Origin of the sequence: Oxalobacteraceae sp. CFBP 8761 (assembly GCA_014841595.1) — a bacterium.
Lineage (GTDB): Bacteria > Pseudomonadota > Gammaproteobacteria > Burkholderiales > Burkholderiaceae_D > Telluria.
The window spans coordinates 1,008,505-1,034,315 of the sequence record JACYUE010000001.1 but is presented as its reverse complement, the minus strand read 5'-3'; the positions used below and the strand labels follow the sequence as shown (position 1 = coordinate 1,034,315).

General features: G+C 65.5%; 20 protein-coding genes. 15 read left to right on the top strand and 5 right to left on the bottom strand.

Annotated features, from left to right (window positions below; genetic code table 11):
• Positions 1-45 precede the first annotated feature (45 nt).
• The 9 genes from IFU00_04580 (at position 46) to IFU00_04540 (ending at position 14,319) form a co-directional block, all read left to right on the top strand.
• Positions 46-2,079 carry a beta-lactamase family protein gene (locus IFU00_04580; GenBank protein ID MBD8541559.1) on the top strand — a complete coding sequence of 678 codons (2,034 nt, stop codon included), beginning with the start codon at positions 46-48 and terminating at the stop codon, positions 2,077-2,079.
• The gene (locus IFU00_04575; protein MBD8541558.1) at positions 2,079-3,092 is read left to right on the top strand and encodes a dipeptide epimerase; all 1,014 of its coding nucleotides are present in this window, start codon (positions 2,079-2,081) and stop codon (positions 3,090-3,092) included. The genes IFU00_04580 and IFU00_04575 overlap by 1 nt, the downstream gene beginning before the upstream one ends.
• Entirely contained in the window at positions 3,089-4,387 is a 1,299-nt protein-coding gene (locus tag IFU00_04570) for a peptide MFS transporter (GenBank protein MBD8541557.1), read from the top strand. Before IFU00_04575 ends, IFU00_04570 begins: the two co-directional genes overlap by 4 nt.
• A gap of 27 nt (positions 4,388-4,414) precedes the next feature.
• Complete coding sequence (locus tag IFU00_04565; protein ID MBD8541556.1) at positions 4,415-6,652, top strand: TonB-dependent receptor; 2,238 nt, start codon at positions 4,415-4,417, stop codon at positions 6,650-6,652.
• The gene (locus IFU00_04560; protein ID MBD8541555.1) at positions 6,652-7,686 is read left to right on the top strand and encodes a DUF1611 domain-containing protein; all 1,035 of its coding nucleotides are present in this window, start codon (positions 6,652-6,654) and stop codon (positions 7,684-7,686) included. Before IFU00_04565 ends, IFU00_04560 begins: the two co-directional genes overlap by 1 nt.
• Entirely contained in the window at positions 7,683-9,260 is a 1,578-nt protein-coding gene (locus IFU00_04555) for a serine hydrolase (protein ID MBD8541554.1), read from the top strand. Before IFU00_04560 ends, IFU00_04555 begins: the two co-directional genes overlap by 4 nt.
• An 8-nt stretch (positions 9,261-9,268) precedes the next feature.
• Positions 9,269-10,456, top strand: a complete 1,188-nt coding sequence (locus IFU00_04550) for a membrane dipeptidase (GenBank protein MBD8541553.1) — start codon at positions 9,269-9,271, stop codon at positions 10,454-10,456.
• A 271-nt stretch (positions 10,457-10,727) separates the two neighbouring features.
• Complete coding sequence (locus IFU00_04545; protein ID MBD8541552.1) at positions 10,728-12,404, top strand: HAMP domain-containing protein; 1,677 nt, start codon at positions 10,728-10,730, stop codon at positions 12,402-12,404.
• 259 nt (positions 12,405-12,663) lie between these two features.
• On the top strand, positions 12,664-14,319 hold the full coding sequence (locus IFU00_04540; protein MBD8541551.1) for a HAMP domain-containing protein: 1,656 nt from the start codon (positions 12,664-12,666) through the stop codon (positions 14,317-14,319).
• 46 nt (positions 14,320-14,365) lie between these two features.
• Here the strand turns inward: IFU00_04540 and IFU00_04535 are convergent, their stop codons facing one another.
• Entirely contained in the window at positions 14,366-15,307 is a 942-nt protein-coding gene (locus IFU00_04535) for a LysR family transcriptional regulator (GenBank protein MBD8541550.1), read from the bottom strand.
• A gap of 129 nt (positions 15,308-15,436) precedes the next feature.
• Here IFU00_04535 and IFU00_04530 point away from each other — a divergent pair, with 129 nt between their 5' ends.
• From IFU00_04530 to IFU00_04510, 5 genes are all read left to right on the top strand, one after another.
• Positions 15,437-16,762, top strand: coding sequence for a citrate transporter (locus IFU00_04530; protein MBD8541549.1), 1,326 nt, complete (start codon positions 15,437-15,439; stop codon positions 16,760-16,762).
• 32 nt (positions 16,763-16,794) lie between these two features.
• On the top strand, positions 16,795-18,132 hold the full coding sequence (locus tag IFU00_04525) for a DUF1446 domain-containing protein (GenBank protein ID MBD8541548.1): 1,338 nt from the start codon (positions 16,795-16,797) through the stop codon (positions 18,130-18,132).
• A 1-nt stretch (position 18,133) separates the two neighbouring features.
• Positions 18,134-18,436 (top strand): hypothetical protein, encoded by a 303-nt coding sequence (locus IFU00_04520; protein MBD8541547.1) that lies wholly within the window; start codon positions 18,134-18,136, stop codon positions 18,434-18,436.
• Between the two features lie 48 nt (positions 18,437-18,484).
• Positions 18,485-19,561: a porin gene (locus IFU00_04515; GenBank protein MBD8541546.1), complete on the top strand. Its 1,077-nt coding sequence runs from the start codon at positions 18,485-18,487 to the stop codon at positions 19,559-19,561.
• Between the two features lie 216 nt (positions 19,562-19,777).
• On the top strand, positions 19,778-20,095 hold the full coding sequence (locus IFU00_04510) for a YHYH domain-containing protein (GenBank protein MBD8541545.1): 318 nt from the start codon (positions 19,778-19,780) through the stop codon (positions 20,093-20,095).
• A 66-nt stretch (positions 20,096-20,161) separates the two neighbouring features.
• Here the strand turns inward: IFU00_04510 and IFU00_04505 are convergent, their stop codons facing one another.
• The 4 genes from IFU00_04505 to IFU00_04490 all read right to left on the bottom strand — a co-directional run bounded on the left by IFU00_04505 (position 20,162) and on the right by IFU00_04490 (position 23,932).
• Positions 20,162-20,839 carry a penicillin-insensitive murein endopeptidase gene (locus tag IFU00_04505; protein ID MBD8541544.1) on the bottom strand — a complete coding sequence of 226 codons (678 nt, stop codon included), beginning with the start codon at positions 20,837-20,839 and terminating at the stop codon, positions 20,162-20,164.
• Positions 20,836-21,330, bottom strand: a complete 495-nt coding sequence (locus IFU00_04500) for a Rhs element Vgr protein (GenBank protein MBD8541543.1) — start codon at positions 21,328-21,330, stop codon at positions 20,836-20,838. Before IFU00_04500 ends, IFU00_04505 begins: the two co-directional genes overlap by 4 nt.
• A gap of 62 nt (positions 21,331-21,392) precedes the next feature.
• On the bottom strand, positions 21,393-22,016 hold the full coding sequence (gene eda, locus IFU00_04495) for a bifunctional 4-hydroxy-2-oxoglutarate aldolase/2-dehydro-3-deoxy-phosphogluconate aldolase (GenBank protein ID MBD8541542.1): 624 nt from the start codon (positions 22,014-22,016) through the stop codon (positions 21,393-21,395).
• Entirely contained in the window at positions 22,013-23,932 is a 1,920-nt protein-coding gene (locus IFU00_04490; GenBank protein ID MBD8541541.1) for a phosphogluconate dehydratase, read from the bottom strand. Before IFU00_04490 ends, eda begins: the two co-directional genes overlap by 4 nt.
• Positions 23,933-24,162: 230 nt before the next feature.
• Here IFU00_04490 and pgi point away from each other — a divergent pair, with 230 nt between their 5' ends.
• Positions 24,163-25,806: a glucose-6-phosphate isomerase gene (gene pgi, locus IFU00_04485; protein MBD8541540.1), complete on the top strand. Its 1,644-nt coding sequence runs from the start codon at positions 24,163-24,165 to the stop codon at positions 25,804-25,806.
• Positions 25,807-25,811 lie beyond the last annotated feature (5 nt).

Sequence of the window (25,811 nt, the reverse complement as noted above, 5' to 3'; positions counted from 1 at the left end):
CGCAATCAACCGTATGGATAGGGAGCCTTGATGAGATTTCTGAAGATGGTCTTGATGAGCGTTGTCTGCTGGAGCGCCGGCGCCGCCGCGCAACAAGCGCCCCAGGCCCCGGCCGTGCCGCCCTCGCCTGCTGGCACCAAGCCGGTGGCGACGCCGCCATCCGGGCCGCCGCCAACGCTGGTTGCGGCGCCGCGTGCCGGCAATGGCAAAACGCTCGACAAGACGGACGTCGACACCTGGCTCGACGGCTACATGCCGTTTGCGCTGAACAAGAGCGACATCCCCGGCGCGGTGGTTGTCGTGGTCAAGGACGGCCAGATTCTCACCGCGCGCGGTTTCGGTTACGCCGATGTCGACAAGCGCACACCGGTCGATCCGGATCGCACGCTGTTTCGTCCCGGCTCGGTCTCCAAGCTCGTGACCTGGACCGCTGTCATGCAACTGGTCGAACAGGGCAAGCTCGATCTGGATGCCGACATCAACGGATACCTCGATTTCAAGATCGCCCCGCGCGCCGGCAAGCCTGTCACGATGCGCCAGATCATGACCCACACAGCCGGCTTCGAAGAGTCGGTGAAATACCTGATCGTCTACGACAAGGCGGACATCCGCCCGCTCGGCGAACTGCTCAAGGAACGCGTCCCGGCGCGCATCTTTGACGCCGGCACCACGCCCGCTTACTCCAACTACGCCACGTCGCTGGCCGGCTACATCGTCGGCCGCATCGCCGGCATGTCGTTCGACGATTATGTGGAGCAGCGCATCTTCGCGCCGCTGAACATGCGCACTGCGAGCTTCCGCCAGCCGCTGCCGCCCGCACTGGCGCCATTGGTGGCCACCGGCTACAGCAAGCCGGGCCAGCCGCCGCTGGGCTTCGAGGTCGTCAACTCGGCGCCGGCCGGGGGACTGTCGGCCAGCGGCACCGACATGGCCAACTTCATGATCGCGCACCTGCAGAAAGGCCAGTTCAACGGCGCGCGCGTCCTGTCCGAGGCCACTGCCAACGCGATGCACAGCAGTTCGCTGGACAAGGTCAACCCCGCGTCCCTGCTGCCACCGCTCAACCGCATGGAACTGGGCTTTTTCGAAACCAACGTCAATGGCCGCAGCGTGATCGCCCACCTGGGCGACACCGAAGCGTTCCACACGTCACTGCACCTGTACATGGACGATGGCGTCGGCCTGTACCTGTCGGTCAACAGCGGCGGGCGCGAAGGCGGCTCCAACCCGCTGCGCAGCGCCGTGTTCCAGGACTTCTCGGACCGTTACTTCCCCTCTACCCTGCCGCCCGATGGCCGCGTCGACGCCAAGCTCGCCGCGCAGCACGCACAGATGATGACCGGCTCGTGGGAAAGCAGCCGCCGCGCCGAGACCAACTTCTTCGCCGTGTTCGACCTGCTCGGCCAGGTCAAGGTGACCGTTGACGACAAGGGCGCGCTCGTCATCCCGGCCATGGTGGGGACCAACGGCCGGCCCCGCGAATGGGTCGAGATCGCGCCGTTCGTCTGGCGCGACCGCAATGGCGAAGACCGTCTCGCGGCGCATGTGGTCAACGATCGCGTGGTCCGCTGGAGCATGGACTTCATGTCGCCGTTCATGGTCATGGAACCCGTTCCGGCCGGGAAGAACGGCGCCTGGCTGCTGCCTGCACTGTACGTGGCGCTGGCCGTGTTCGTGTTCGCGGTGCTGGCCATGCCGGCCGGCTGGATCGTGCGCCGCCGCTTCAAGCTGCAGCATGCGTTGACGGGACCAGCGCGCAAGGCGGCGCTGGCCACGCGCATTGCGGCTGCGGCCTGCCTGGCGGTGCTGGCAGGCTGGGTCGGCATCGTGTCGGTGTTAGATATCAGCCTCAAATATGCCACCGCCTCGCTCGACCCGTGGCTGTGGCTCCTGCAGATCGGCGGCTTGCTGGCCTTCGTGGCGGCGCTGCTGGCCGGCGCGCGCAATCTGCAACTGGCGTTCGCACCTGGCCAGGGGCGCCTGCGCCGCGTGTGGAGCGTGCTGTTCCTGGCCTCCGCACTGCTGATCGCTTATGTCTGCCTGCGCTTCGGCCTGCTGTCCATGACGGTGGCCTACTGATGGCCCGCCTCACCGTGACGGTCGCCGTCGAGAAGCTGCGCTTGACCACGCCGTTTCGCATCTCGGGCTATCTGTTCGACGCGTTCAACGTCGTCGTCGTGACGCTGGGCGATGGCCGCCACAGCGGGCGCGGCGAAGGCGGCGGCGTGTACTACCTGGGCGACGACGTGCCGCACATGCTGGCGCAGCTCGAGGGCGCCAGCGCCGCGATCGCCGCCGGCCCGACGCGCGACGCATTGCGCGCGATCCTGCCACCTGGCGGCGCGCGCAATGCCGTCGACTGCGCGCTGTGGGAGCTCGAGGCAGCGCGCGCCGGTGTGCCGGTCTGGCAGCTGGCCGGCAAAACCGCGCCACGGCCGCTGCGCACGACTTTCACGCTGGGCGCCGACACGCCGTCGGCGATGGCCACCACTGCGCAGCGCCACGCGCAGGCACGCTCGATCAAGATCAAGCTGACGGGCGACCTGGCACTCGACCTGGCGCGCGTGGCGGCGATCCGCGCCGCGCGGCCCGAGGTCTGGCTCGGCGTCGACGGCAATCAGGGTTTTACGGTAGGCCAGCTCGATGCGCTGATTGCCGGCCTCGTGGAACAGGACGTGGCCCTGCTCGAACAGCCGCTGGCGCGCGGTGACGAAGCCAGCCTGGAAGGCCTGCGCTCGCCGATTCCGCTCGCGGGTGACGAAAGCATCCAGTCGCTGGACGACATCGCCGCCAGCGTCGGGCGCTACGACATCGTCAACATCAAGCTCGACAAATGCGGCGGCCTGACCGAGGGCCTGCTGATGGCGCAGGAAGCGCGGCGCCTGGGCCTGCAGGTCATGGTCGGTAATATGGGCGGCTCGAGCCTGGCGATGGCCCCGAGCTTCGTGCTGGGCCAGGAATGCGACATCGTCGACCTGGACGGCCCGATCTTTCTGGCGGCCGATCGCCGACCGGGCGTCGAGTACGTTGCCGGCAATGTCTGGTCAGGTCCCGACGTCTGGGGCGGTAGCACGGCAAAGGCCACGGCATGACCGGCACACAGATCCAGCTCACGTGGTTCGGCCATCCGCGCGGCCTGACGGTGCTGTTCCTGACGAATATGTGGGAACAGTTCTCGTACTACGGCATGCGCGCGCTGCTGGTCTACTTCATGACCAAGGAACTGCTGTTCGGCCAGGCCCACGCCTCGTTCATCTACGGCGCCTACACGGCCGCCGCCTATTTCACGCCGATCCTCGGCGGCATGCTGGCCGACCGCGTCCTGGGCAAGCGGCGCGCCATCATCATTGGCGCCTCGGTCATGGCGGCCGGCCACTTCATGATGACCTTCGACGCCCTGTTCTACCTGGCGCTGGCCACCATCGCGCTGGGCAACGGCCTGTTCCTGCCCACGCTGCCAAGCCAGGTCGGCGACCTGTATGCGCGCGGCGACGCGCGCCGTGGCTGGGCCTTCAACGTGTATTACGTCGGGATCAATATCGGCGGCTTCCTCGCGCCGCTGATCTGCGGCACGGTGGGCGAGCTGTATGGCTGGCACTACGGCTTCGGCCTGGCCGGCATCGGCATGCTGCTCGGCCTTGCCATCTATGTCGGCGGGGCGCGCTACCTGCCGCCCGAGACCCTGCCCGCCAGGTCCACCGCGACGACCGACGCACCGCGCGGCCTGGGCCGCGAAACAATCATGGTGCTGATCGGGATCGGCCTGGCCGTCACCGTGTTTCGCGCCGCCTACGAGCAGGTCGGCAACACGGTCGCGCTATGGGCCGACAGCGGCGTCGATCGTGCGGCCGGGGGCTTTCTGATTCCGATGACCTGGTTCCAGTCGCTCAATCCACTGTTCGTGATGCTGCTCACGCCGCCCCTGCTGGCTTACTGGCACCGCCGGGCGGCGGCCGGCATCGACCAGGCACCGCTGCGGCGCATGGCGTGTGGCGCGCTGATCGTGGCGCTGGCCTATCTGCTGCTGGCGGCGGTGGGCTGGACCGCCAATGGCCAGGTCACCGGCTGGATCTGGCTCGTGCTGTTCTTTTTGGTGCTGACGATCGGCGAGCTGTTCATCCTGCCGACTGGCCTGGGCCTGTTTGCACGCCTGGCGCCGCGCCATCTGGGCAGCACGACGGTGGCGGCGTGGTTCCTCGTCACCTTCTCCGGCAGCCTGGCGGCCGGCCTGGTGGGCAGCCTGTGGAGCCTCTTCACCCCTGGCGCGTTCTTCGCCCTGCTCGCGCTGCTGTCGGCGATCGCCGCCGGCCTGCTGTGGCGTCTGCACCAGCCGATGCAGGCGGCGGACCGGCTGCACGCAATGACGCCCGCACCATCCGCACCCTAATCACAACGACTACCGGGAGAGATTCACATGGCAACAGTAGCAGGCCGTATCGCAGTGACTTCCATGGCGCTGGCCGTATCGGGCGCCGTATCGCAAGCCTTCGCCGCAGACCAGGCCGCGCCGCAGGACGACGTCCAGCAAGTCGTCGTGACGGCGCAAAAACGCGCACAGACGATGGTCGACGTGCCGCAGTCGATGTCGGTGGTGGGCGGCGACACGCTCGACAAGCACCAGGCCACCGGCTTTGCCGATTACCTGAAACTCGTGCCCAGCCTGCAGCTGGTGCAAAGCACGCCCGGCGAAGGCCGGCTGGTGCTGCGCGGGCTGGACACGGGCGGCGTGGCGTCCACCGTCGCGGTCTACCTCGACGAAACGCCGTTCGGTTCGAGCAGTGGCCTGGCCAATGGCGCGATCCTGGCGGGCGACTTCGACACGTTCGACCTGGCCCGCATCGAGGTCTTGCGCGGGCCGCAGGGCGCGCTGTACGGCGCCAGCTCGCTCGGTGGCCTGGTCAAGTTCGTGACCAATGCACCAGACCTGAATGGCTTTGCACTGCGCGCGCGGCTGGGCGCGGCGACCGTCGACGGCGGCAAGGTGTCGTACCGCTCGAACCTGGTGGTCAATACGCCGCTCAGCGACACGGTGGCGCTGCGCATGTCCGGCTCGTACCAGAAGGAGCCGGGCTTCATCGATTCGATCGGCACCGCCGGCTCGGACATCGAACGAAACATCAATGGCGCCCGCAACTACGGGGGCCGCGCGTCGCTGCTGTACAAGCCGAGTACCACATTCGACCTGCGCCTGAGCGCCGTGGCGCAGAACATCGCCACCGATGCACCCGGCACCGTGGAGAGCGACGCGGACACGCTCGAGACGCTGTATGGCCGCCCGACGCAATCGCAGTTCATACCGCACATGCGCGACATCCACTACCGGGTCTTCAATGGCACCGCCAACTGGAACCTGGGCGCAGCCAGCCTGACCTCGTCGACCAGCTACAGCACGCAAAAGCAGTTCGCGCGCGAAGACGTCAGCTTCAACCTGAGCGAGCTGGTCGAAGGTGTGTTCGGTGTACCCAATGAGCTCTATCTGGGCCAGGAAACCGAACTGAAAAAATTCACGCAGGAGCTGCGCCTGAGTTCCAACGCCGGCAAGACGTTCGACTGGCTGGCCGGTCTGTACTACACCGATGAAAAAGGCGCCATCGCGCAGCGCTACCACGCCGTCGTGCCAGGCTCGATGACACCGGCAACCGGCCTGCCGCTGCTGGCCGACATCCGCCTGCGCTCGAACTACCGCGAGGTGGCGGCGTTTGCCAACACGACCATTCACCTCACGCCCGTCTACGACCTCGATGTCGGCGGGCGCTATAGCCACAACAAGCAGGACGCCCGCCAGATCGGCGACGGCGCCCTGGCCGGCGGCCCGGCTGACAACCGCGCCGATTCGTCCGAAGGCGTGTTTACCTATGCCGTGGCGCTCAAGCGCAAGTTCAGCGAACGCAGCGCCGTGTATGCGCGCGCGGCCAAGGGCTTCCGGCCCGGCGGGCCGAACGTGCTGCCGCCCAATCCCGGACCCGGCACGCCAGCCACCTATGATTCGGACAGCGTGATGAGCTACGAGGCCGGCATCAAGACCCAGACGGTGGACGGCATGTGGTCCCTCGACCTGTCGGCCTTCCACATCAAATGGAAGGACATCCAGCTGCTGGCGGTGGTCAACGGGTTTGGCGTGAACACCAACGGCGCCGGCGCCACCGCCGACGGCGTCGAGATCAGCGCGGGCTTTCGGCCGATGCGCGGCCTGCGCCTGTCGGCCAACGGCGCCTGGAACAAGGCGCGCCTCGATGGTGCGACCGATCCGCTGGTGGGCGGCTTCAAGGGTGACCGCCTGCCCTTCTCGCCGAAGTACACGGCCGCGCTGCTGGCCGACTATCGCTGGACGATCCGCGACACCACGCCCGCCTACGCCGGCGTCTCGGTGCGCCGCATCGCGGGGCAGTTCGCATCGTTCGACTTCGACTACCGCACGGCCAATGGCCGCCAGCGCGAGATCCCGTCTTATAACGTGTTCGACGCCCATGCCGGCGTCGAACTGGGCACCTGGACGGTTGAACTGTACGGCAAGAACCTGGGCAACAGCGACGGCAGGACGTCCACCGCATCGTTGCTGGCCAACGGCGGCTTCGTCTATCCGAATGGCGCGCTCGGCACCGGCGTGATCGCGCCGCGCACGCTCGGCTTCACGCTGACCAGGGAGTATTGATGGCGCCCGCACCGAACGACGCACGCGCCGTTGGCCGCTGCCTGCTGTTTCTCGGCGACGTGACCGAATCCGGTTTCGCCAAGACTGCCTTTGGGCTGCGCGACTGGGCCGGTGAGCGCTGCGTGGGCGAGCTGCGCCTGCCAGGTGCCACGGTGACCACCGGCCTGCCCGGCCTCAGCGCCAGGCAGGCCGCGGCGCAGGGCGCGACCGCCATCGTCATCGGCGTGGCAGCGCCGGGCGGCACGATCCCCGCAAGCTGGGTGCCGGCGCTGGCCGAGGCGCTGGCGGCAGGCCTGGACATCGTCTCGGGCATGCACGTACGCCTCGACCAGTTCGCCGTGCTGAAGGACGCCGCAGCGCGCCACGGCCGGCGCCTGATCGACGTGCGCACGCCGCCCGCCGACATCGCCATCGCCAGCGGGCGGCCACGCGCGGGCCGGCGCATCCTCACGGTCGGCACCGACTGCGCACTGGGCAAGAAATACACGGCGCTCGCGCTCAGTCGCGGCCTCGCCGCACGCAGCCTGGACGTGACCTTTCGCGCCACCGGCCAGACCGGCATCATGATCGCCGGCAGCGGGATGCCGATCGACGCGGTGGTGTCGGACTTCGTGGCCGGCGCGGCCGAGATCCTCAGTCCAGCTGCGGCGCCCGGACACATCGACGTGATCGAGGGCCAGGGCTCGCTGTTTCATCCCGCATTCGCCGGTGTCTCGCTCGGCTTGCTGCATGGCAGCCAGCCCGACATGTTCGTGGTCTGCCACGACCCGGCGCGCAGCCACCAGCTCGGGTATCCGGGTTCGCCATTGCCGTCGATCGAGACCGTCATCGAACAGACGATCGTGCTCGGACGCGTGACCAATCCGGCGATCCGCTGCATCGGCATCGCGCTCAATACCGGCGGCATGGACGCCATCGCCGCGCAGGCCGCCATCGAGGCACATGCCCGCCGTTTGCCGTACCCTGTTGCCGACCCGATGCGCGGCGGCGCCGATTTCGAGCGCCTGCTCGATGCTTGCCTGGAGATGCCATGAACTGCCCTCGCCTTGTTCCTTCCATCCTGTTGGCGCTTGCCTGCACTCCTGCGCTGGCCGCGCCGCCGGCCGGCTTCGAGGCCCGCGTCGAGACGCTGCGCCAGCGCGTGGGCACGCCGGGCCTGGCCATTGCCATCGTCGAAGACGGCAAGACGACGCTGGCGCGCGGCTTCGGCGTGCGTCAGCTGGGCGCGCCGGCGCCCGTCGACGGCGACACGCTGTTCCCGATCGGCTCGACCACCAAGGCGATGACGACGGCCGCACTGGCCACGCTGGTCGATGCCGGCAAGATCACATGGGATGACAAGGTAACCGACCACCTGCCCGCCTTCCAGATGTACGACCCGTGGGTCACGCGCGAACTCACGATCCGCGACCTGCTGACACACCGCGCCGGCCTGGGCTACGGCGCGGGCGACCTCCTGTTCGTGCCGCGCACGAACCTGTCGCGCGCCGAGACCGTGCGCCGCGTGCGCTACCTGAAGCCGGCCACCAGCTTTCGCAGCACCTACGCGTATTCAAACCTGATGTATGTCGTGGCGGGCCAGCTGATCGAGCAAGTGAGCGGCCAGCCGTGGGAGGCCTATGCGCGCGAGCACGTGCTGCGCCCGAGCGGCATGCGACTGTCCACCACCGACAACGTCGACAACTTCGCCACCGCCAACCGCGCCTTCCCGCACGCGCGGATGGACGGCGGGCTGCGTGGCGCCGGCACCCAGGTGCGCCTGGACGAACGCGATGACCTGGGCCGCAACGCGGCGCCCGCCGGCGGCGTGGCCAGCAGCGCCAACGACCTGGCGGCGTGGCTGCACACGCAGCTGGCCGGCGGCGTCGCGCCAGATGGCAAGCGCGTCTTCAGCAAGGCCACGCACGCGCAGATGTGGGCGCCGTCGATGACCGTGCCGCTTGACGAGATGCCGCCGGAACTGAAACTCATCGAGTCGACCTTCGCCAACTATGGCCTGGGCTGGGACCTGGTGGACTACCGCGGCGCGCGCATGGTCTGGCATGGCGGCGCGGTGCTGGGCTTTGGTACGGCCGTGGTGATGCTGCCCGAGCAGAAGGTGGGCTTTGCGATTGCGATCAACAGCGAAGACGGGGAGCTGGTGCGGGGCCTGATGTACGAGCTGGCCGACCACTACCTGGCCAAGCCAAAGGCCGACTGGCCGGCCACGTTCGAAACCTACAAGGCGAAGAAGATCGCACAGGGCCTCGCGCTGCAAAAGAGCAGCGCCGCCAAACCGGTGCGTTCAAAGCCCCTGGTAGCACCGGCGGCGTTGGCCGGAACGTATGCCGACCCGTGGTATGGCAAGATCACCATCGCGGCGGCGAAGCATGGTTTGCGGGTCGACTTCGGCTCGACGCCGCGCATGGCGGGCCCGCTCGTGCACTGGCAATACAATACCTGGATCGCGCGCTTCGACGACGAGACCATCGAGCCTGCGTACCTGAGCTTTGCATTCGACCAGGATGGCAAGGTCGAACGCATCAGCCTCAAGCCCGTCTCGCCCATTGCCGATTTCAGCTGGGATTACGCGGACCTGAACTTCACCCCGATCAAGGCGCCCGAATGAACCGCACCATGACGTCCACCATGACACTGGCCTGCGCACTGCTGGCCAGCTGCGCCACACCGGCGCCGACGTCGACACCAAAGCCAGTGGATCCGACGCACCGCAAATTGCTGACACTCGACGCGCACCTCGACACGCCCGTGCATTTCGGCCGCGCGGGCTGGGATTTTGGCGCGCGTCACGATCCGGCCACCGAGATCGCGCAACTCGACCTGCCCCGCATGGCCGACGGCAGCCTCGATGGCGGTTTCTTCGTGATCTACACCGAGCAGGGGCCGCTGACGGCGGACGGCTTCGCCGCCGCGCGCCGCCACGCACTGGAACGCTCTGCGCTGATCGACACCACGCTCGCGCGCCATACAGACCGCATCGGCGTGGCAACGAGCGCGCACGAAGCACGCCGCCTCGACGCGACCGGCAAGCTGGTGGCATTCAAGAGCATCGAGAACAGCTATCCCCTTGGCGAGAGCGTGACTGCGCTGGCGCAATTCCAGCGCCAGGGCGTGCGCCTGGTCGGCGTCGTGCATAGCCTGAACAACCAGTTTGCCGATTCGTCGACCGACAAGCCGCGCTGGAATGGTCTGAGCCCGCTGGGGCGCGACTGGGTGGCCGAGATGAACCGGCTCGGGATGGTGATCGACGCGAGCCATGCGTCCGATGCCGTCGTCGATCAGTTGCTGGACCTGTCGCGCGCCCCGCTGCTGCTGTCGCACACCAGTTCGCGCACGAGCTTCGACCATCCGCGCAACCTGGACGATGCGCGCATCCGCCGCATCGCTGCGGCCGGCGGCGCGGTCTGCGCGTCGACCATCTACCTGGGCACGATGCGCATGAGTCCACGACGCAGCGAACTGTTCGACCAGATCGATCACATCGGCGGCATGACCCCGGCGCAGCAGGCGGCGCTGGGCAAGGAGTGGCTCGCGCTCGAAGCGGCCACGCCGATGTGGAGCACGAGCTTCGACCAATACATGGCCTCGCTGCAGCACCTGATCGACGTCGCCGGCATCGATCACGTGTGCATGGGCGCGGACTTCGACGGGGGCGGCGGTTTCCCGGGGCTGGCCGATGTGTCGCTGCTACCGCGCATCACGGCGCGGCTCAAGGCGGGCGGCATGTCGGACGAAGATCTCGGCAAGCTGTGGAGCGGCAATCTGCTGCGTGTTCTGGACGCGGCAGCCAAGGCGGCGCAGTGAACAGATCGCCCTGCCATAGCCTCGCGTTATGGCCGATACATTCATCGACATTGGCTCGTCGACAACTCCAATATGCAATCGTTATCGGATAATAACAACCAAGTATCATGTTGTTTCGCACAAGCAACAATTATCGATATTGCCGGATTTTTTGATGTCCAATCAGCTTGCCTGCGTTTACGCTTGCCACTGTGCACTTGCGTTCCCGGCACGATGCACGCCCCGGCTTCACCAGGTTGTCGGGGCCTCACTTGCTACCTGAACGGATACTATGAAAATCAACGATCTCAAAATAGGCGTCCGCCTCGGCGGCGCTTTTGCCGCCGTGCTCGCCCTGATGGTCCTGATGCTGGGCGTCGCCTTCTGGCAGCTCGAACGGATCGCCGACGCCAAGCAGACCATGGCGCAAACGTCCTACCGCGCCAAGCTGGCCAAGGAATGGAGCCAGGGCACCGTCACCAACAGTGTCAGCACCGTTGCCAAATACAAGAGCATCGATCCGGCTGACGAGAAGTACCACGACGCGCAGATGAAAGTCATCAGCGACAGGGCCGGCAAGCTGCAGAAAGAGCTCGAATCCCTCGTCCAGAGCGAACAGGGCAAGGCGCTGCTGGCGGAAATCGCGACCGAACGCGCCAAGTATTCGGTCATGCGCAACGAAGGCTTCAAGATGAAGAGCGCGCTTGGCGCCGACAGCGCCGAAGTCAAGGCGTTCTTCGAGACCAAAGTCATCCCAGAAATGCGCATCTACGTTGCCACCATCGAAAAACTCGCGGCCTACCAGGAGCAGTTGTTCACTGATGCGGACACCAGCATCGACGCCATCGTCGTGTCGGCAACGCGTATCCTGATCGGCCTGGGCATCGCGGCGCTGGCCATCGGTGCGGCCTGCGGCTGGTTGCTTACCCGCAGCATCACGCGACCGCTGGCACACGCGGTGGGCCTGGCGCGCCAGGTGGCCTCGGGCGACCTGACGGCGGATATCCGCGCCGAATCGCGTGACGAAGTGGGCGACCTGGTGCTGGCGCTCAAGGCCATGAATGACAATCTGCTCAAGACCGTGACCGAAGTGCGCGCCGGCACCGAGACCATCGTCACGGCATCGCAGCAGATCGCCTCGGGCAATCTTGACCTGTCGTCGCGCACCGAGCAGCAAGCCAGCTCGCTCGAAGAGACGGCGTCGTCGATGGAAGAACTGACCAGCACCGTGCGCCAGAACGCCGACAATGCGCGCCAGGCCAATGTACTGGCCAAGAATGCGTCGCAGATCGCGGCGCATGGCGGTGAAGTGGTGTCGCAGGTGGTGGCCACGATGGCGTCGATCAACGCGTCATCGAAGAAGATCGGCGACATCATCGCCGTTATCGACGGCATCGCGTTCCAGACGAACATCCTGGCCCTGAATGCAGCGGTCGAAGCAGCGCGCGCCGGTGAGCAGGGTCGCGGCTTTGCGGTGGTGGCGAGCGAAGTGCGCAACCTCGCGCAGCGCTCGGCCGCGGCGGCCAAGGAAATCCGCGGCCTGATCAGCGACTCTGTCACGAAGGTCGAGGCCGGTGGCCGCCTGGTCGATGAGGCCGGTGTGACGATGCAGGAAATCGTCCAGGGCATCGGGCGCGTGACCGACATCATGGCGGACATCACGTCGGCCAGCGCCGAACAGTCGACCGGCATCGAGCAGGTCAACGAAGCGATCACGCAGATGGATGGCGTGACGCAGCAGAATGCGGCGCTGGTGGAGGAAGCCGCCGCTGCCGCCGCATCGCTGCAGGAGCAGGCGATGACGCTGGCACAGCTGGTCAGCGTGTTCGATGTCGGCAATGGCAGGCCGGGGGATGTGCGCCAGGCTGCGCAGCCTGCAGTGGCCGGGCGTTCATTGGCTGTACACCGCGCCGCGCCATCGCGCGCCGATGTGGAACGGATCGAGGAAGAAGAAGACGCCATCGCCTGATGCTGTCTGCCGCAACGGGCCGCCCTGGCCCGTTGTGGCGCCTGAAATAATCATCTTTACAACGTTATTATGCGTGTTACCTGCCCAAGGTAATGTTCACATATTATTTCGTTTACTCCCAGCAACACATTCAACGAATTTTTCATTCCCGCTGACAATTCCCCTCAATCCGAGATTATTCTGCAACAAGGGTTGCCTGTAAGTACGATTACTTGAAGGCCCCACGATCGTCTCCCCTATTGTCAGGAATGGAATAGAAATGAACATCAAGGACCTCAAGATTGGTACCCGTCTGGGTGCGACGCTCGCCATCATCGTGGGCCTCATGGCTCTCATGGCGGGCATCGCACTATGGCAACTCTTCCAGATTTCAAATGCGAAGACAGAGATGTCAGAGGCCTCTGAAAAATTCATGCTGGCCACAGAATGGCGCCAGGGTGTGGCGGTCAACCGGGTCAGCACCATTGCCCGCTTCAAGAGCACCTCCCCCGAAGACGAGACCTACCACGAGAAGGAAATGAAGGCGGTCAGCGCCAACGTCAGCAAGGTACAGGACGAACTGGAATCGCTGATCAAAAGTGACGAAGGCAAGGCATTGATCGCTACCGTGGCAACCCGCCGCACCGCCTACATCGACGCGCGCAATGCGGCTTACAAGCTCAAGCGAGAACTGGGCCCGGACAATCCGCAGGTCCAGACATACTTTGAACAAAAAGTGATGCCAGCGATGCTCGCCTACACCGAAAGCGTCAATAAAGTCGCGGCCTTCCAGCAGATGCTGTTCAAGAGAGCCAATGATCATATCGAGGTTCTTGACCAGGCTGCACGACGCTCGCTGATCGTACTGGCTGCGGTCGCGCTGGTCGTCAGTATCGTGCTCGGGATGATGCTGGCACGCAGCATCACCACGCCACTCAAACGTGCCGTGAGCCTGGCGCGTCAGGTTGCCGCCGGCGACCTGACCACCGAAATCCGCACCGAGTCCCGTGATGAGGTCGGTGACCTGCTGGACGCCCTCAAGACGATGAGCGCGAGCCTGCACAAGACCGTGACCGAAGTGCGCGCCGGTACGGAAACCATTGTCACCGCATCGCGCCAGATCGCGTCGGGCAATATGGACCTGTCTTCGCGCACCGAGCAGCAGGCCAGCTCGCTGGAGGAAACGGCGTCGTCGATGGAAGAAATTACCAGCACCGTGCGCCAGAATGCCGACAACGCGCGTCAGGCCAATGTGCTGGCCAAGAACGCCTCGCAGATCGCGCTGCATGGCGGTGACGTGGTGTCGCAGGTGGTGTCCACGATGGCGTCGATCAACGCCTCGTCGAAGAAGATCGGCGACATCATCGCCGTCATCGACGGCATCGCCTTCCAGACCAATATCCTGGCCCTGAATGCCGCCGTGGAAGCGGCGCGCGCCGGTGAACAGGGTCGCGGCTTTGCGGTCGTGGCCAGCGAAGTGCGCAACCTTGCGCAGCGCTCGGCCGCTGCGGCGAAGGAAATCCGGGGCCTGATCAGCGACTCGGTCGCCAAGGTCGATGCCGGTGGCCGCCTGGTCGGTGAGGCAGGCACGACGATGCAGGAAATCGTGCAGGGCATCGGGCGCGTGACCGACATCATGGCCGAGATCGCGTCGGCCAGTGCCGAGCAAACGACCGGCATCGAGCAGGTCAACGAAGCCATCACGCAAATGGACGGCGTGACGCAGCAGAATGCGGGGCTGGTCGAGGAAGCGGCAGCCGCGGCGGCGGCGCTGCAGGAGCAGGCGACATCGCTGGCCGAGCTGGTCAGCGTGTTCAATCTGGGACACGGCGACGCACCGCGCGTTGGTGCCAGCCGCTCACTGGCGCTGCGTGCGCCGGCGCCGGCACGTGCCGGGGCCAAGCTGATCAAGGAATACGAAGGCGCCATCGCCTGATGGTGTCTGCCGCGGCAAGCCGCCCTGGCTTGCTGCGGCGCGTTGCCTAGAGTCGCAACCCCGCATCGACCGGCTTCGCACCACGCTGCCTGCCATTGGCCGACAGCCGCGCTTCGATCAATTCAAGCATGCCCTGGGCGGCATGCGATAACGCCCGGTCCTTGCGCTGCACGATCAGGATCGGGCGCACCACGGCCGCCGCATCGAGCGGAATGGCAATCAGGTCCAGGCTGCGGAACTGGAACAGCGTCAGTTCCGGCACCAGGCTCACCCCGAGTCCCTGCCCGATCAGGCCCGCCACCGTGGCCAGGTGCTCGACCTCAAGACCGGAATGGCGCACGTCGAGCCCCCGCGTCAGCTGGTCGACGTGCTGGCGCACGCTGGTCGATGGCGCAAGGTGAATCAGTTCGCAGCCCACGAGGTCGGGCATCCGGATCTTGCGCTTGCGCGCGAGTGGATGGTCGCGCCGGCAGACGAAGAAAAACGGATCGCTGCACAGGGTGCGGGTTGAAAATTCAGCCAGATTCGCACCGGGCGCCGTCAGCGCCAGATCGACCCTGCCCTGGCGCAGCAGGTGCAGGCATTGGTCCGACAGCGCGTCGAACAGCTGCACCGTGATGCCGGGATAGGTGGCCTTGTAGTGCGCGATGACCTCAGGTATGCCATTGGCCGCCAGCGATGGCAGCACGGCCAGCGCCACCCTGCCCTTGCGCCGTGCGATGAAGTCGCCCATGTCGGTGAAGGCTGCGTCGAGGTCGGCCAGCAAGGCGCGCGCCACTTCCACGAACAGTTCGCCTTCGGTGGTCAGGGTGACGTTGCGCGTGTCGCGCTGGACCAGCTTGGCGCCGACAGTCGCTTCGAGCTTCTGGATCACCGCGCTGAACGCCGATTGCGACAGGTGGCAACGCTCGGCCGCCTGGGTGAAATGCCGGTGCTGCTCGAGTGCCAGAAACGCTTGCAACTGCTTGGTGGAGATATTTGGAAGCATCGCACAGGCCACTCATCGAAAAAGCCGCACAATCAATCGGAAAAATCCATTTTACAACAAAAACCAAGGCCCCCCAGAATGGGCTCAAGTGCTGCATCGATCAGCACATACAATAAATTGGAGACTTTCATGCTGGCCTTCCTCGGCTTTCTTACTATTTTCGCCCTGCTGTACGTCATCCTTGGCAGGAAGATGTCCGCCCTTGTCGCGCTGATTGCGATCCCGGTGCTCACCGCGCTCATCGGTGGTTTCGGCGCCGAGATCGGCACCTACATCACCAATGGCATCAAGGCCATCGCGCCGATTGCCGGCATGCTGGTGTTTGCCATCCTGTTCTTCGGCGTGCTGACCGACGCCGGCATGCTCGATCCGATCGTCAACCGCATCCTGAAGGTTGTCGGCAACCACCCGGCCCGCATCACGCTCGGCACCGCCGTGCTGGCGGCAATCGTCCACCTCGACGGCTCCGGCGCCGTGACCTTCCTGGTCGTGGTGCCCGCGATGCTGCCGCTGTATATCAAGCTGAAGATGGACAAGCGCATCCTGGCCTGCGTCGTCGCCATGTCGGCCGGCGTGGCCAATGCGCTGCCGTGGGGCGGCCCGACCCTGCGCGCATCGGCTGCGCTGCATCTGCCGATGTCCGAGCTCTACCTGCCGATGGTGCCGGTGCAGATCGCCGGCATGCTGTTCGTCTTTGGCTGCGCCTGGATGATGGGCGTGCGCGAGCAGCGGCGCCTGGGCCTGACCGGCGCCATGCTGGCCAGTGGGGGCTCTGGCGCCGGCACCCCCGACTATCATGTGCAGGAAATCGACGAAGCCCAGCTGAAGCTGCGCCGGCCGGGCCGCTTCATCCCCAACGTACTGCTCGTGATCGTTGTCCTGGGCACGATGATCTCCAACGTGCTCGATCCGGTGGCCTGCTTCATGTTCGGCACCGTACTGGCCCTGTTGATCAACTACCCGGACGTCGCCGAACAGCGTAACCGCGTCGATGCGCATGCCAAGGCGGCCCTGATGATGGCAAGCATCCTGTTCGCGGCCGGCGTCTTCACCGGCATCATGAAAGGCACCGGCATGCTCACCGCCATGGCCCAGCTGCTCGCTGCCAGCATCCCGGCCAGCCTGGCCAGCCACCTGCCGTTCGTCACCGGCCTGGTGTCGATGCCACTGAGCCTGATCTTCGATCCGGATTCGTTCTACTTCGGCGTGCTGCCCGTACTGGCCGAAGCCGGCACGGCGCTCGGCGTGCCGCCGGTGCAGCTGGCCCAGGCCGCGCTGATGGGCCAGATGACCACCGGCTTCCCGGTCAGTCCCCTGACGCCGGCCACGTTCCTGCTGGTCGGACTGGTCGGCATCGACCTCGGGGAACACCAGCGCTTCACGATTCCCTACCTGTTCGCCACCACGGTATTCATGACCTGCGTCGCCGCGCTGATCGGGCTGTTCCCGTTCTGACGAACCCACTGACCCTTTCGAAAGACTGCACCATGAAAACCCTACGCATCGGCTGCGGCGCCGGCTATTCGGGCGACCGCATCGAACCGGCGCTCGAACTGGCCGAGCATGGCGACCTCGATTACCTCGTGTTCGAATGCCTGGCCGAACGCACCATCGCCCTCGCCCAGCAAGCCCGGATGAAAGATCCGGCGCTCGGTTACGACCCACTGCTCGAAGCGCGCATGCTGGCAGTACTGAAGCCCTGCGCCGACAGGGGCATCAAGATCATCACGAACATGGGCGCGGCCAATCCGCTCGCAGCGGCCGCCAAGACCAGACAGATCGCTGTCTCGCTCGGCCTTGGCCACCTGAAAATCGCCGCCATCACGGGCGACGACGTCCTCGAGCAGCTGCGCCAGGGCGACTACCTCGACGACACCGGCGAACCGGTGGCGGCATTGGGCAGCCGGCTGCTGTCGGCCAACGCGTATCTGGGCGCGCAGCCGCTGGTCGACGCGCTGGCGCAAGGCGCCGACATCGTCATCACCGGCCGTATCGCCGACCCGGCGCTGGTGCTCGCGCCGGCCATCCACGCCTTCGGCTGGGCGATGGACGACTGGCAGCGCCTGGGCCAGGGCACGCTGGCCGGGCACCTGCTCGAATGCGCCGGCCAGGTGTGCGGCGGCTACTTCGCCGACCCCGGCGTCAAGGACGTACCAAGCCTGGCGCGACTGGGTTTCCCGCTCGCCGTGATCGGCGAGGACGGCAGCGTCGAGATCACCAAGGTGGCCGGTTCGGGCGGCTACGTGACCCGCGCCACCTGCACCGAGCAGCTGCTGTACGAAATCCACGACCCTGCTGCGTACTACACGCCGGACGTCGTGGCCGATTTCTCGGCGGTGACGATGACCGAGTGCGCACCGGACCGCGTCAGCCTGCAGGGCGCCAGCGGCCATCCATGCAGCGGCATGCTGAAAGTCTCGATCGGCTACATCGACAGCTACATCGGCGAAGGCCAGATCTCGTATGCGGGACCAGGCGCACTGGCGCGCGCGCGCCTGGCGCAGGCAATTGTCGCCGAACGGTTCGCACTGACGGGCGTCGCACTGACCGAGGTGCGCTATGACCTGATCGGCGTGAATGCGCTGCATGGCGACCGCGACGGGCCCCATGATGCCGAACCGCGTGAGGTGCGGCTGCGCGTCATCGGCCGTACCGACAGCCTGCAGCAAGCGATCCGCATCGGCAACGAAGTCGAAACCCTGTACACCTGCGGGCCGGCGGGCGGCGGCGGCGCCACCCGGTCGGCGCGCGAGGTGATCGCGATCCGCTCCACGCTGCTGCCTGCCGCGCAGGTCAGCGCGACGATCCATTTCGAGGAAACCTGACATGAAACTACGCGACATCGCGCATTCGCGCGCCGGCGACAAGGGCGACATTTCCAACCTGTCGTTAATCGCGTTTCACGCGGCCGATTACGCGCTGCTGGAACAGCAGGTCACCGCCGAACGGGTACGCCTGCATTTTGCCGGCATCGTGCACGGCGAGGTAACCCGCTACCTGCTGCCGCAACTGGGCGCCATGAACTTCGTCATGCAGCAGGCGCTGGGCGGCGGCGTGACGCGCTCGCTGGCCCTGGATGCCCATGGCAAGTCGCTCAGCTCGATGCTGCTCGATATGGAACTCGACTGAGTCGACATTCCATCACGCTGTACCCCATAAAAACACACGGAGACAAACATGAAATTATCACCGGCGATTCCGATCGTCATGCTGCTTGCTGCCAGCGGCGCAGCCACGGCCCAATCCAATATCACGATCTATGGCATCGCCGACGCCGGTATCGTCAACGAGCGCGGGGGCGCAGCCGGCAACGTCACCAAAGTCAGCAGCGGCGTCGCATCCGCCTCGCGCCTGGGATTCAAGGGATCGGAAGAGCTGGGCGCGGGCGTCTCGGCGCTGTTCGTGCTCGAGGCCGGGATCTCGATCGACACCGGTGCGCTGGCCTCGTCCGGCCAGGCCTTCAACCGCCAGTCCTTCGTGGGGCTGGCCAGCAAGGACGCCGGCAGTCTGACGGTCGGGCGCCAGTACACGCTGACCTACAACGCGCTCGGTCAGGTCGGCGATCCGTTCGGCAGCGGCCTGTCGGGCAGCGCCAAGAACCTGTTCCCGGTCGCGGGCGCCAATCTGCGCGCGAACAACTCGATCATCTACACGACGCCGGTAAAGAATGGCTTCAGCGCAGGACTGCTGTACTCGCTGGGCGAGACCGCCGGCGACAGCCAGGCCGGCAGCCAGTACAACGTCAGCATCAACTATGCCAAGGGGCCGGTCAACGCCCGGCTGGCGCACAACCATCGCAACAACGACAGCGCCACCCTCACCGGTACCGACAGCGGTCGCAACACCCTGTTCGTGGCCAACGTCGACTTCAAGGTGGTCAAGGTCTTCTTCGCCTACAGCAACGACAAAGGACTCAACAGCGCGCCACTGAACAATGCGACACCACTCCCCTATGGCAAGGTGTTCCGACCAAGCCTGCGCGGCGACGACACGCTGGTCGGTGTCACCATCCCCGTTGGCCCGGCGGGCACCATCATGACCTCCTACATCCGCAAGAATGACAAGACTGCGCTGAACCAGGATGCAGCGCAGTATGCGGTGGGCTATGTGCATGCACTGTCCAAACGGACCAGTGCCTATACGTCGTACGGCATGATCGACAACCGGAATGGGGCTGGTTATACGGTGGGTAACAATGCCGAGGCGGGTTCGGGCGACCGGGCTTTCAATATCGGGTTGCGGCATACGTTCTGAGCGTGCCGGGCTACTGGACGCGCACACCGGTGGCCCGGGCCAGGCAACGATAAGGACTACGACATGCAACTGTTGGTTGTTTTTTTTAAATAACAACTAGTGCGGCGATCAAATTTCCACGTAGCATGACGTTCATTCAATAAGAATGGAGACGACATGCAACAGGCGACGCTGGCATCAAAAGGAACTACACGACGGAAAATTCATCTTCGGTGCATGGTCATGGCAGTTGGCCTGTTAGCCGCGTCGCAAGCATTCGCGCATGGCGGCGGGCTGAACGCGCAAGGGTGTCATAACAACAGGAAAACGGGTGATTATCACTGCCATCGCGCACAGCAGGCAGTCGCGCCAATGCCAAGCCACCTTCTCGCAGATGAACCCAGCAGCTCGCACAAGGTGCAGAAAACAAGCACCAAACCGCAGCCTCGCCAACGCTTGACGGATACCTCCACCGGACCAACTTGCTACACCGGCCCCCGGGGCGGAACGTATACGCTGACCGCCAGCGGGAACAAGAACTATAGCGGCTGTTGATCTGATGATGTCAGCCGCAGCTGGCTGCCTGGCCAGTTGCGGCAAACGACGATCAACGCAGCCGATCTACCTGGTGCACTTGACCGCGAAATCGACATGGTAATGCTCGTCGTGACGAACCCAGGGCTTTGTCTTCATGAACGGCAGTGACTTGAGACGTTGGCCTGCAGGTGTGGCAAGTACTTTCGGAATGTACTCTGGCGCCAGAATGAAGCGCGCGATACCGAACCCATGGCGCCGTGCTTCCATATCCAGCTGCGCCAGATGCGCGGCAATGGCGGCGAAATCGATGCGCAAGTCCGCAAGCTTGCCTGCGTCATCGAACTCCAGATCGTATCCATAATGGTTTTGCGCGGTGCGCGGCAACTGCGCCGGCCGGCCATCCCGGCCGCGCACCGGCACCATGAAGTCCACCGATGTCCCGTTCTCATGCGTGCGATGGGGCGGCATCGGGCCGCCGGTGCGCAGGCCCGTCTCGCCATAGACGTACTGCACGTCTGGCGTGCTGCGGGACAGTGTCGAATACGCGCCCAGCACGACGTCGCGTACCTGCGCATGAACGTAAGTGCGGCCAAGCTTGAGACCGAGTTCCGAGTAGGCCGCGAAGTTGGCGCCCGCAAGCGGCAAGGCGACCGCGCCTTCGATGCGCCCGCTCCCGCTATTACCGAAGCAGCTGCTGGCCAGCGCGGGCGCGCACAGGACCATGGCGGCCAGCATCGCGCCCACGGAAAACGGGCGCATCATGCGACCAGCCAGCGCGCCGGCCCACGGGGCAAACTTGCGCGGCTGGCAGGATCGGCCAGAAACAGCGCCAGTACCTTCTCGTACAACGCCAGGCTGTCGCGGTAGCGCTGCTGGCGCATCGCCTCGGGCCGGCACAAGTGCTTGAGTACGAAGTAATCCGCCAGCAGATCCCCCTGCGCTTCCATATTGAAGTCCTCCAGCGTCGCATCTTCGGTCAGCGTGTAGCCATAGGATAGCCCGATCCGGAACGCGCCGCGCAGGCGCACCGGATACCCGAGCTGGTGCTGCCAGACGTGCACCATCTCGTGCACGAACCAGTGGATCGCAGGCGGATCGCCGCGCGCATAGTCGGGGAGAAAACAGGAGTGGTGAAAATACATGCTGCCATTCGGCGTCATGCAGCAGTTCCGTGGCTGGAACGGCATGTAGCGGCGGTTGTGGATCCGCACGCGGGTGACATCGATGGCGTCGCCGAACAGCAGCGACGCCAACCTGATTTCACCTTCGCTCAGGGGGCGAAAGTTCGAGCGCACGATGTGTCGCCCGCCGCCGGTCAGCTGGCGCGCAGCGCCGCGGCGGCTTTGGCCAGCGCGGTGATGTGGGCCCAGTCGCCGGCCTCGATCGCGTCCTTCGGCGTGAGCCACGAACCGCCCACGCAGGCGACGTTCTTGCAGGCCAGGAAGGCAGGTGCGGTCTCGATCGTGATGCCGCCGGTCGGGCAGAACGTCATGTCCGACAGCGGGCCGCGGATCGCATTGAGCATACCCACGCCACCTGCCTGCATGGCCGGGAACAGCTTGACCTGGCGGAAGCCCGCTTCGCGCGCGGCCATCACTTCGGATGGCGTCATCACGCCCGGCAGCAGCGGCAGGCCGCTCGATTTGGCGGCGGCGATCAGCGCTGGCGTCAGGCCCGGCGAGACGCCGAACACGGCGCCGGCGTCGCGCGAGGCGACGAATTCTTCGGGCGACGTCAGGGTGCCAACGCCCACGATGGCGCCTTCGACTTCGCTCATGGCGCGGATCGCGCCCAGGCCGTGCTCCGTGCGCAGCGTGACTTCAAGCACGCGGATGCCGCCGGCGACCAGCGCCCTGGCCAGTGGCACGGCGTGCGCCGGATCGTCGATGGCGATGACAGGGATCACGCTCGCCGAGCGCATAATTTCAAGTAAGGTCATTTCTGCGTCCTAAAGAGAAAGTCTTCGTCTGAACCCGGCACGACCTCATTGGCGTCCAGGCCTTCGTGCAGCGGCACGATGGTGGGGATCGGCGACGGCAGCGGGAACGTCGCCGCGCCCTGCTCCGCGGCGCTGATCGAGGCGCGGAACATCGTAAACAGTTCGCGGCCCATGCCGATGTGGCTCTTGCTCAAATCGGTCGTGGCCTGCTTGCGCGCAGCCCACTCGTCGGCCGGCACCAGCGCCTGCAGCGTGCCGGTGGTGGCGTCGACGCGGATGATGTCGCCGTCGCGCACGAGGCCCAGCGGACCGCCGGCCAGGATTTCCGGCGACACGTGGATCGCGGCCGGCACCTTGCCCGACGCGCCCGACATGCGGCCATCGGTCACCATCGCCACCTTGAAGCCGGCATCCTGCAGGTTCGACAGGGCTGGCGTCAGGGCGTGCAGTTCCGGCATGCCGTTGGCGCGCGGGCCCTGGAACCGGACCACGGCGACGAAATCGCGATTGAGCTGGCCGGCCTTGTAGGCGCCCATGAAATCTTCCTGCGAATCGAACGTGATCGCCGGTGCTTCGATCACGTGGTAGTCGTGCTTGACGGCCGAGATCTTCATCACGGCGCGGCCCAGATTACCCTGCACCAGCACCATGCCGCCGTTGGGGCTGAACGGGTTCGATGCCGGCCGCAGCACGGTTTCGTCGCCGCTCTGGGCCGGCGTATCGCGCCAGATGGTCTTGCCATCTTCGCCCAGGAACGGCTCCTTGCAGTGGGCGCGCAGGCCGTGGCCCAGCACCGTATTGACGTCTTCGTGCGCCAGACCAGCGTCCAGCAGTTCGCGGATGATGAAGCCCGGGCCGCCGGCGGCCTGGAAGTGGTTCACGTCCGCTTCGCCGTTCGGGTAGATGCGCGTGAGCAGCGGCACGACCTTCGACAGCTGGTCGAAGTCGTCCCAGTCGATCACGATGCCGGCCGCGCGTGCGATCGCCACGAGGTGCAGCGTGTGGTTGGTCGAGCCACCCGTCGCGTGCAGCGCGGCGATGGCGTTGACGATGCATTTCTCGTCGACGATGCGGCCGATCGGCATGTAGGTGCCGCCCTGCTGCGAGATCGCCACTGCCTGGCGCGCTGCGCTCCTGGTCAGCGCGTCGCGCAGTTCGGTGCCCGGCGTGATGAACGCGGCGCCCGGCAGGTGCAGGCCCATCACTTCCATCAGCATCTGGTTGCTGTTGGCGGTACCGTAGAAGGTACAGGTGCCGGCGTCGTGGTACGACGCGGCTTCGCATTCCATCAGTTCTTCGCGCGTAGCCTTGCCCTGCGCATAGAGCTGGCGCACGCGTGCTTTCTCTTTGTTCGACAGACCCGACGTCATCGGGCCACCTGGCACGAAGATGCCCGGGATGTGGCCGAAGTGCAGCGCGCCGATCAGGAGGCCCGGCACGATCTTGTCGCAGATGCCCAGGTACAGGCTGGCATCGAACATATTGTGCGACAGGCCGACAGCGGTGGCCATGGCGATGGTGTCGCGCGAGAACAGCGACAGTTCCATGCCCGGCTGGCCCTGCGTGACGCCATCGCACATGGCGGGCACGCCGCCGGCAAACTGGGCCACGGCGCCGATTTCGCGCACGGCGTCCTTGATGATGGTCGGATAGCTCTCGAACGGCTGGTGCGCCGACAGCATGTCGTTGTAGGAAGAAACGATCGCCACCGACGGCTGCTTGACTTCACGCAGCTTCAGTTTGTCGTTAGCCGGGAACGCGGCGAACCCGTGGGCGAGGTTCGTGCACGACAGCGCGCCGCGCTGCACGCCCTGGATGCGGGCCGCCTCGAGGTGCGCCAGATAGGCTGCGCGCGACGGGCCGCTGCGCTTGATGATGCGATTGGTAACCTGTTCGACTACGGGGTGGAGCGCCATGTTCGTTCCTTCCTGAATTTAGTATCTGAAATTTTACTACAATTTGGACCGCTGCGCTCTTCAGCGATGCCCGATGCTGTATGGATGAGCGTGGAGGCGCGTGCCGAAAAGCGCCGTTCGTTGGTATCCTGGCGGCGCACACGCGCTTTTATGTAGTGAATTTACGCGCAGATAATTGTATTATTCGATAATCTGTTAACGACAACATTGTGCCACGCACCCCGGACCCCATGCGCCAGCCATCCTTGACCAGTACCGCCAGCTTCCAGGCCCTCGCCCAGCACGCCGACATTGCCACCACGTGGCAGATGCGCGATCTGTTTGCCGCCGACCCACAGCGCTTCGAGCGATTCAGTGACGAGGCTGCAGGCCTGTTCCTAGACTATTCAAAAAATCGCCTCGACGGGCGCACGCTTGAACTGCTGATGCAGCTGGCGCGCGAGCGCGGCGTCGAAGCGCGGCGCGATGCGATGTTCCTGGGCGCGCGCATCAACAACACCGAAGGCCGCGCCGTGCTGCACACCGCCTTGCGCGCCCCGCGCGGTGCGTCGCACGTCGTCGACGGCGTGGACATCAATGCCGACATCCACGCCGTGCTCGATCGCATCAAGACCTTCACCGACGCGGTGCGCAGCGGCGAATGGCTGGGCCACACCGGCAGACCGATCACGGACATCGTCAATATCGGCATCGGTGGCTCGGATCTTGGCCCGAAGATGGTCGTGCTGGCCCTGCGCCATTACGCGCATCCGCGTCTGCGCATGCACTTCGTCTCGAACGTCGATGGTCACGACATGGACGCCGCCCTGAGCCAGGTCGATCCCGAAACGACGCTCTTCATCGTCGCCTCGAAAACCTTCACCACCACCGAGACGATGATGAACGCGCAGACCGCGCGCCGCTGGTTCCTGGCGCACGCGCCTGAAGAGGCGTTGGCGAAACACTTCGTCGCCGCATCGACCAACACAGAGGCGATCAAGGCCTTCGGCATCGACCCGGCCAATATGTTCCCGTTCTGGGACTGGGTTGGCGGGCGCTATTCAGTATGGTCGGCGATCGGCCTGCCGGTCGCGCTGGCCGTGGGCTTCGGCTACTTCAAGGACTTCCTGGCCGGCGCCCACGACATGGATGAACACTTCCGCAGCGCGCCGCTCGAGCAGAACCTGCCGGCGCTCCTGGGCCTGATCGGCTTCTGGAACCGCCAGTTCCTCGAGTGCGGCTCGGTCTCGATCGCGCCGTACCACCAGGACCTGAACCGCTTCCCGGCCTACCTGCAGCAGCTCGACATGGAAAGCAACGGCAAGCGCGTCACGCGCGACGGCCAGCCCGTCGACACGCCAACCTGCCCGGCGATCTGGGGCGAGTGCGGCACCAATGGCCAGCACGCCTACTTCCAGCTGCTGCACCAGGGCACCGACGTGACGCCGATGGACTTCATCGCGGCCCTGCGTCCGGCGCACGAGATGGACCACCACCACACTGCCCTGCTGGCGAACTGCTTCGCGCAGTCTGAAGCCTTCATGAAGGGCAAGACCGCCGACGAAGTGCGCACCGACCTGACGGCGCAAGGCTTGCCGGCAGACGAAGTCGAGCGCCTCACGCCGCACAAGACCTTCCCCGGCAACCGCCCGAGCAACACGATCCTGATGGAGCGCCTGACGCCCACCACGTTGGGCGCCCTGATCGCGCTGTACGAGCACAAGACGTTCGTCCAGGGCGTGCTGTGGGACGTGAACAGCTTCGATCAGTGGGGCGTCGAGCTGGGCAAGGTATTGGCCAAGAAGATCGAGGCCGAACTGGCGGGTGAGCCGCTGCCCAACCTGCACGACAGTTCCACCAACGGCTTGATCGCGCGCGCGAAAGCCGCCGTCTGATCCCG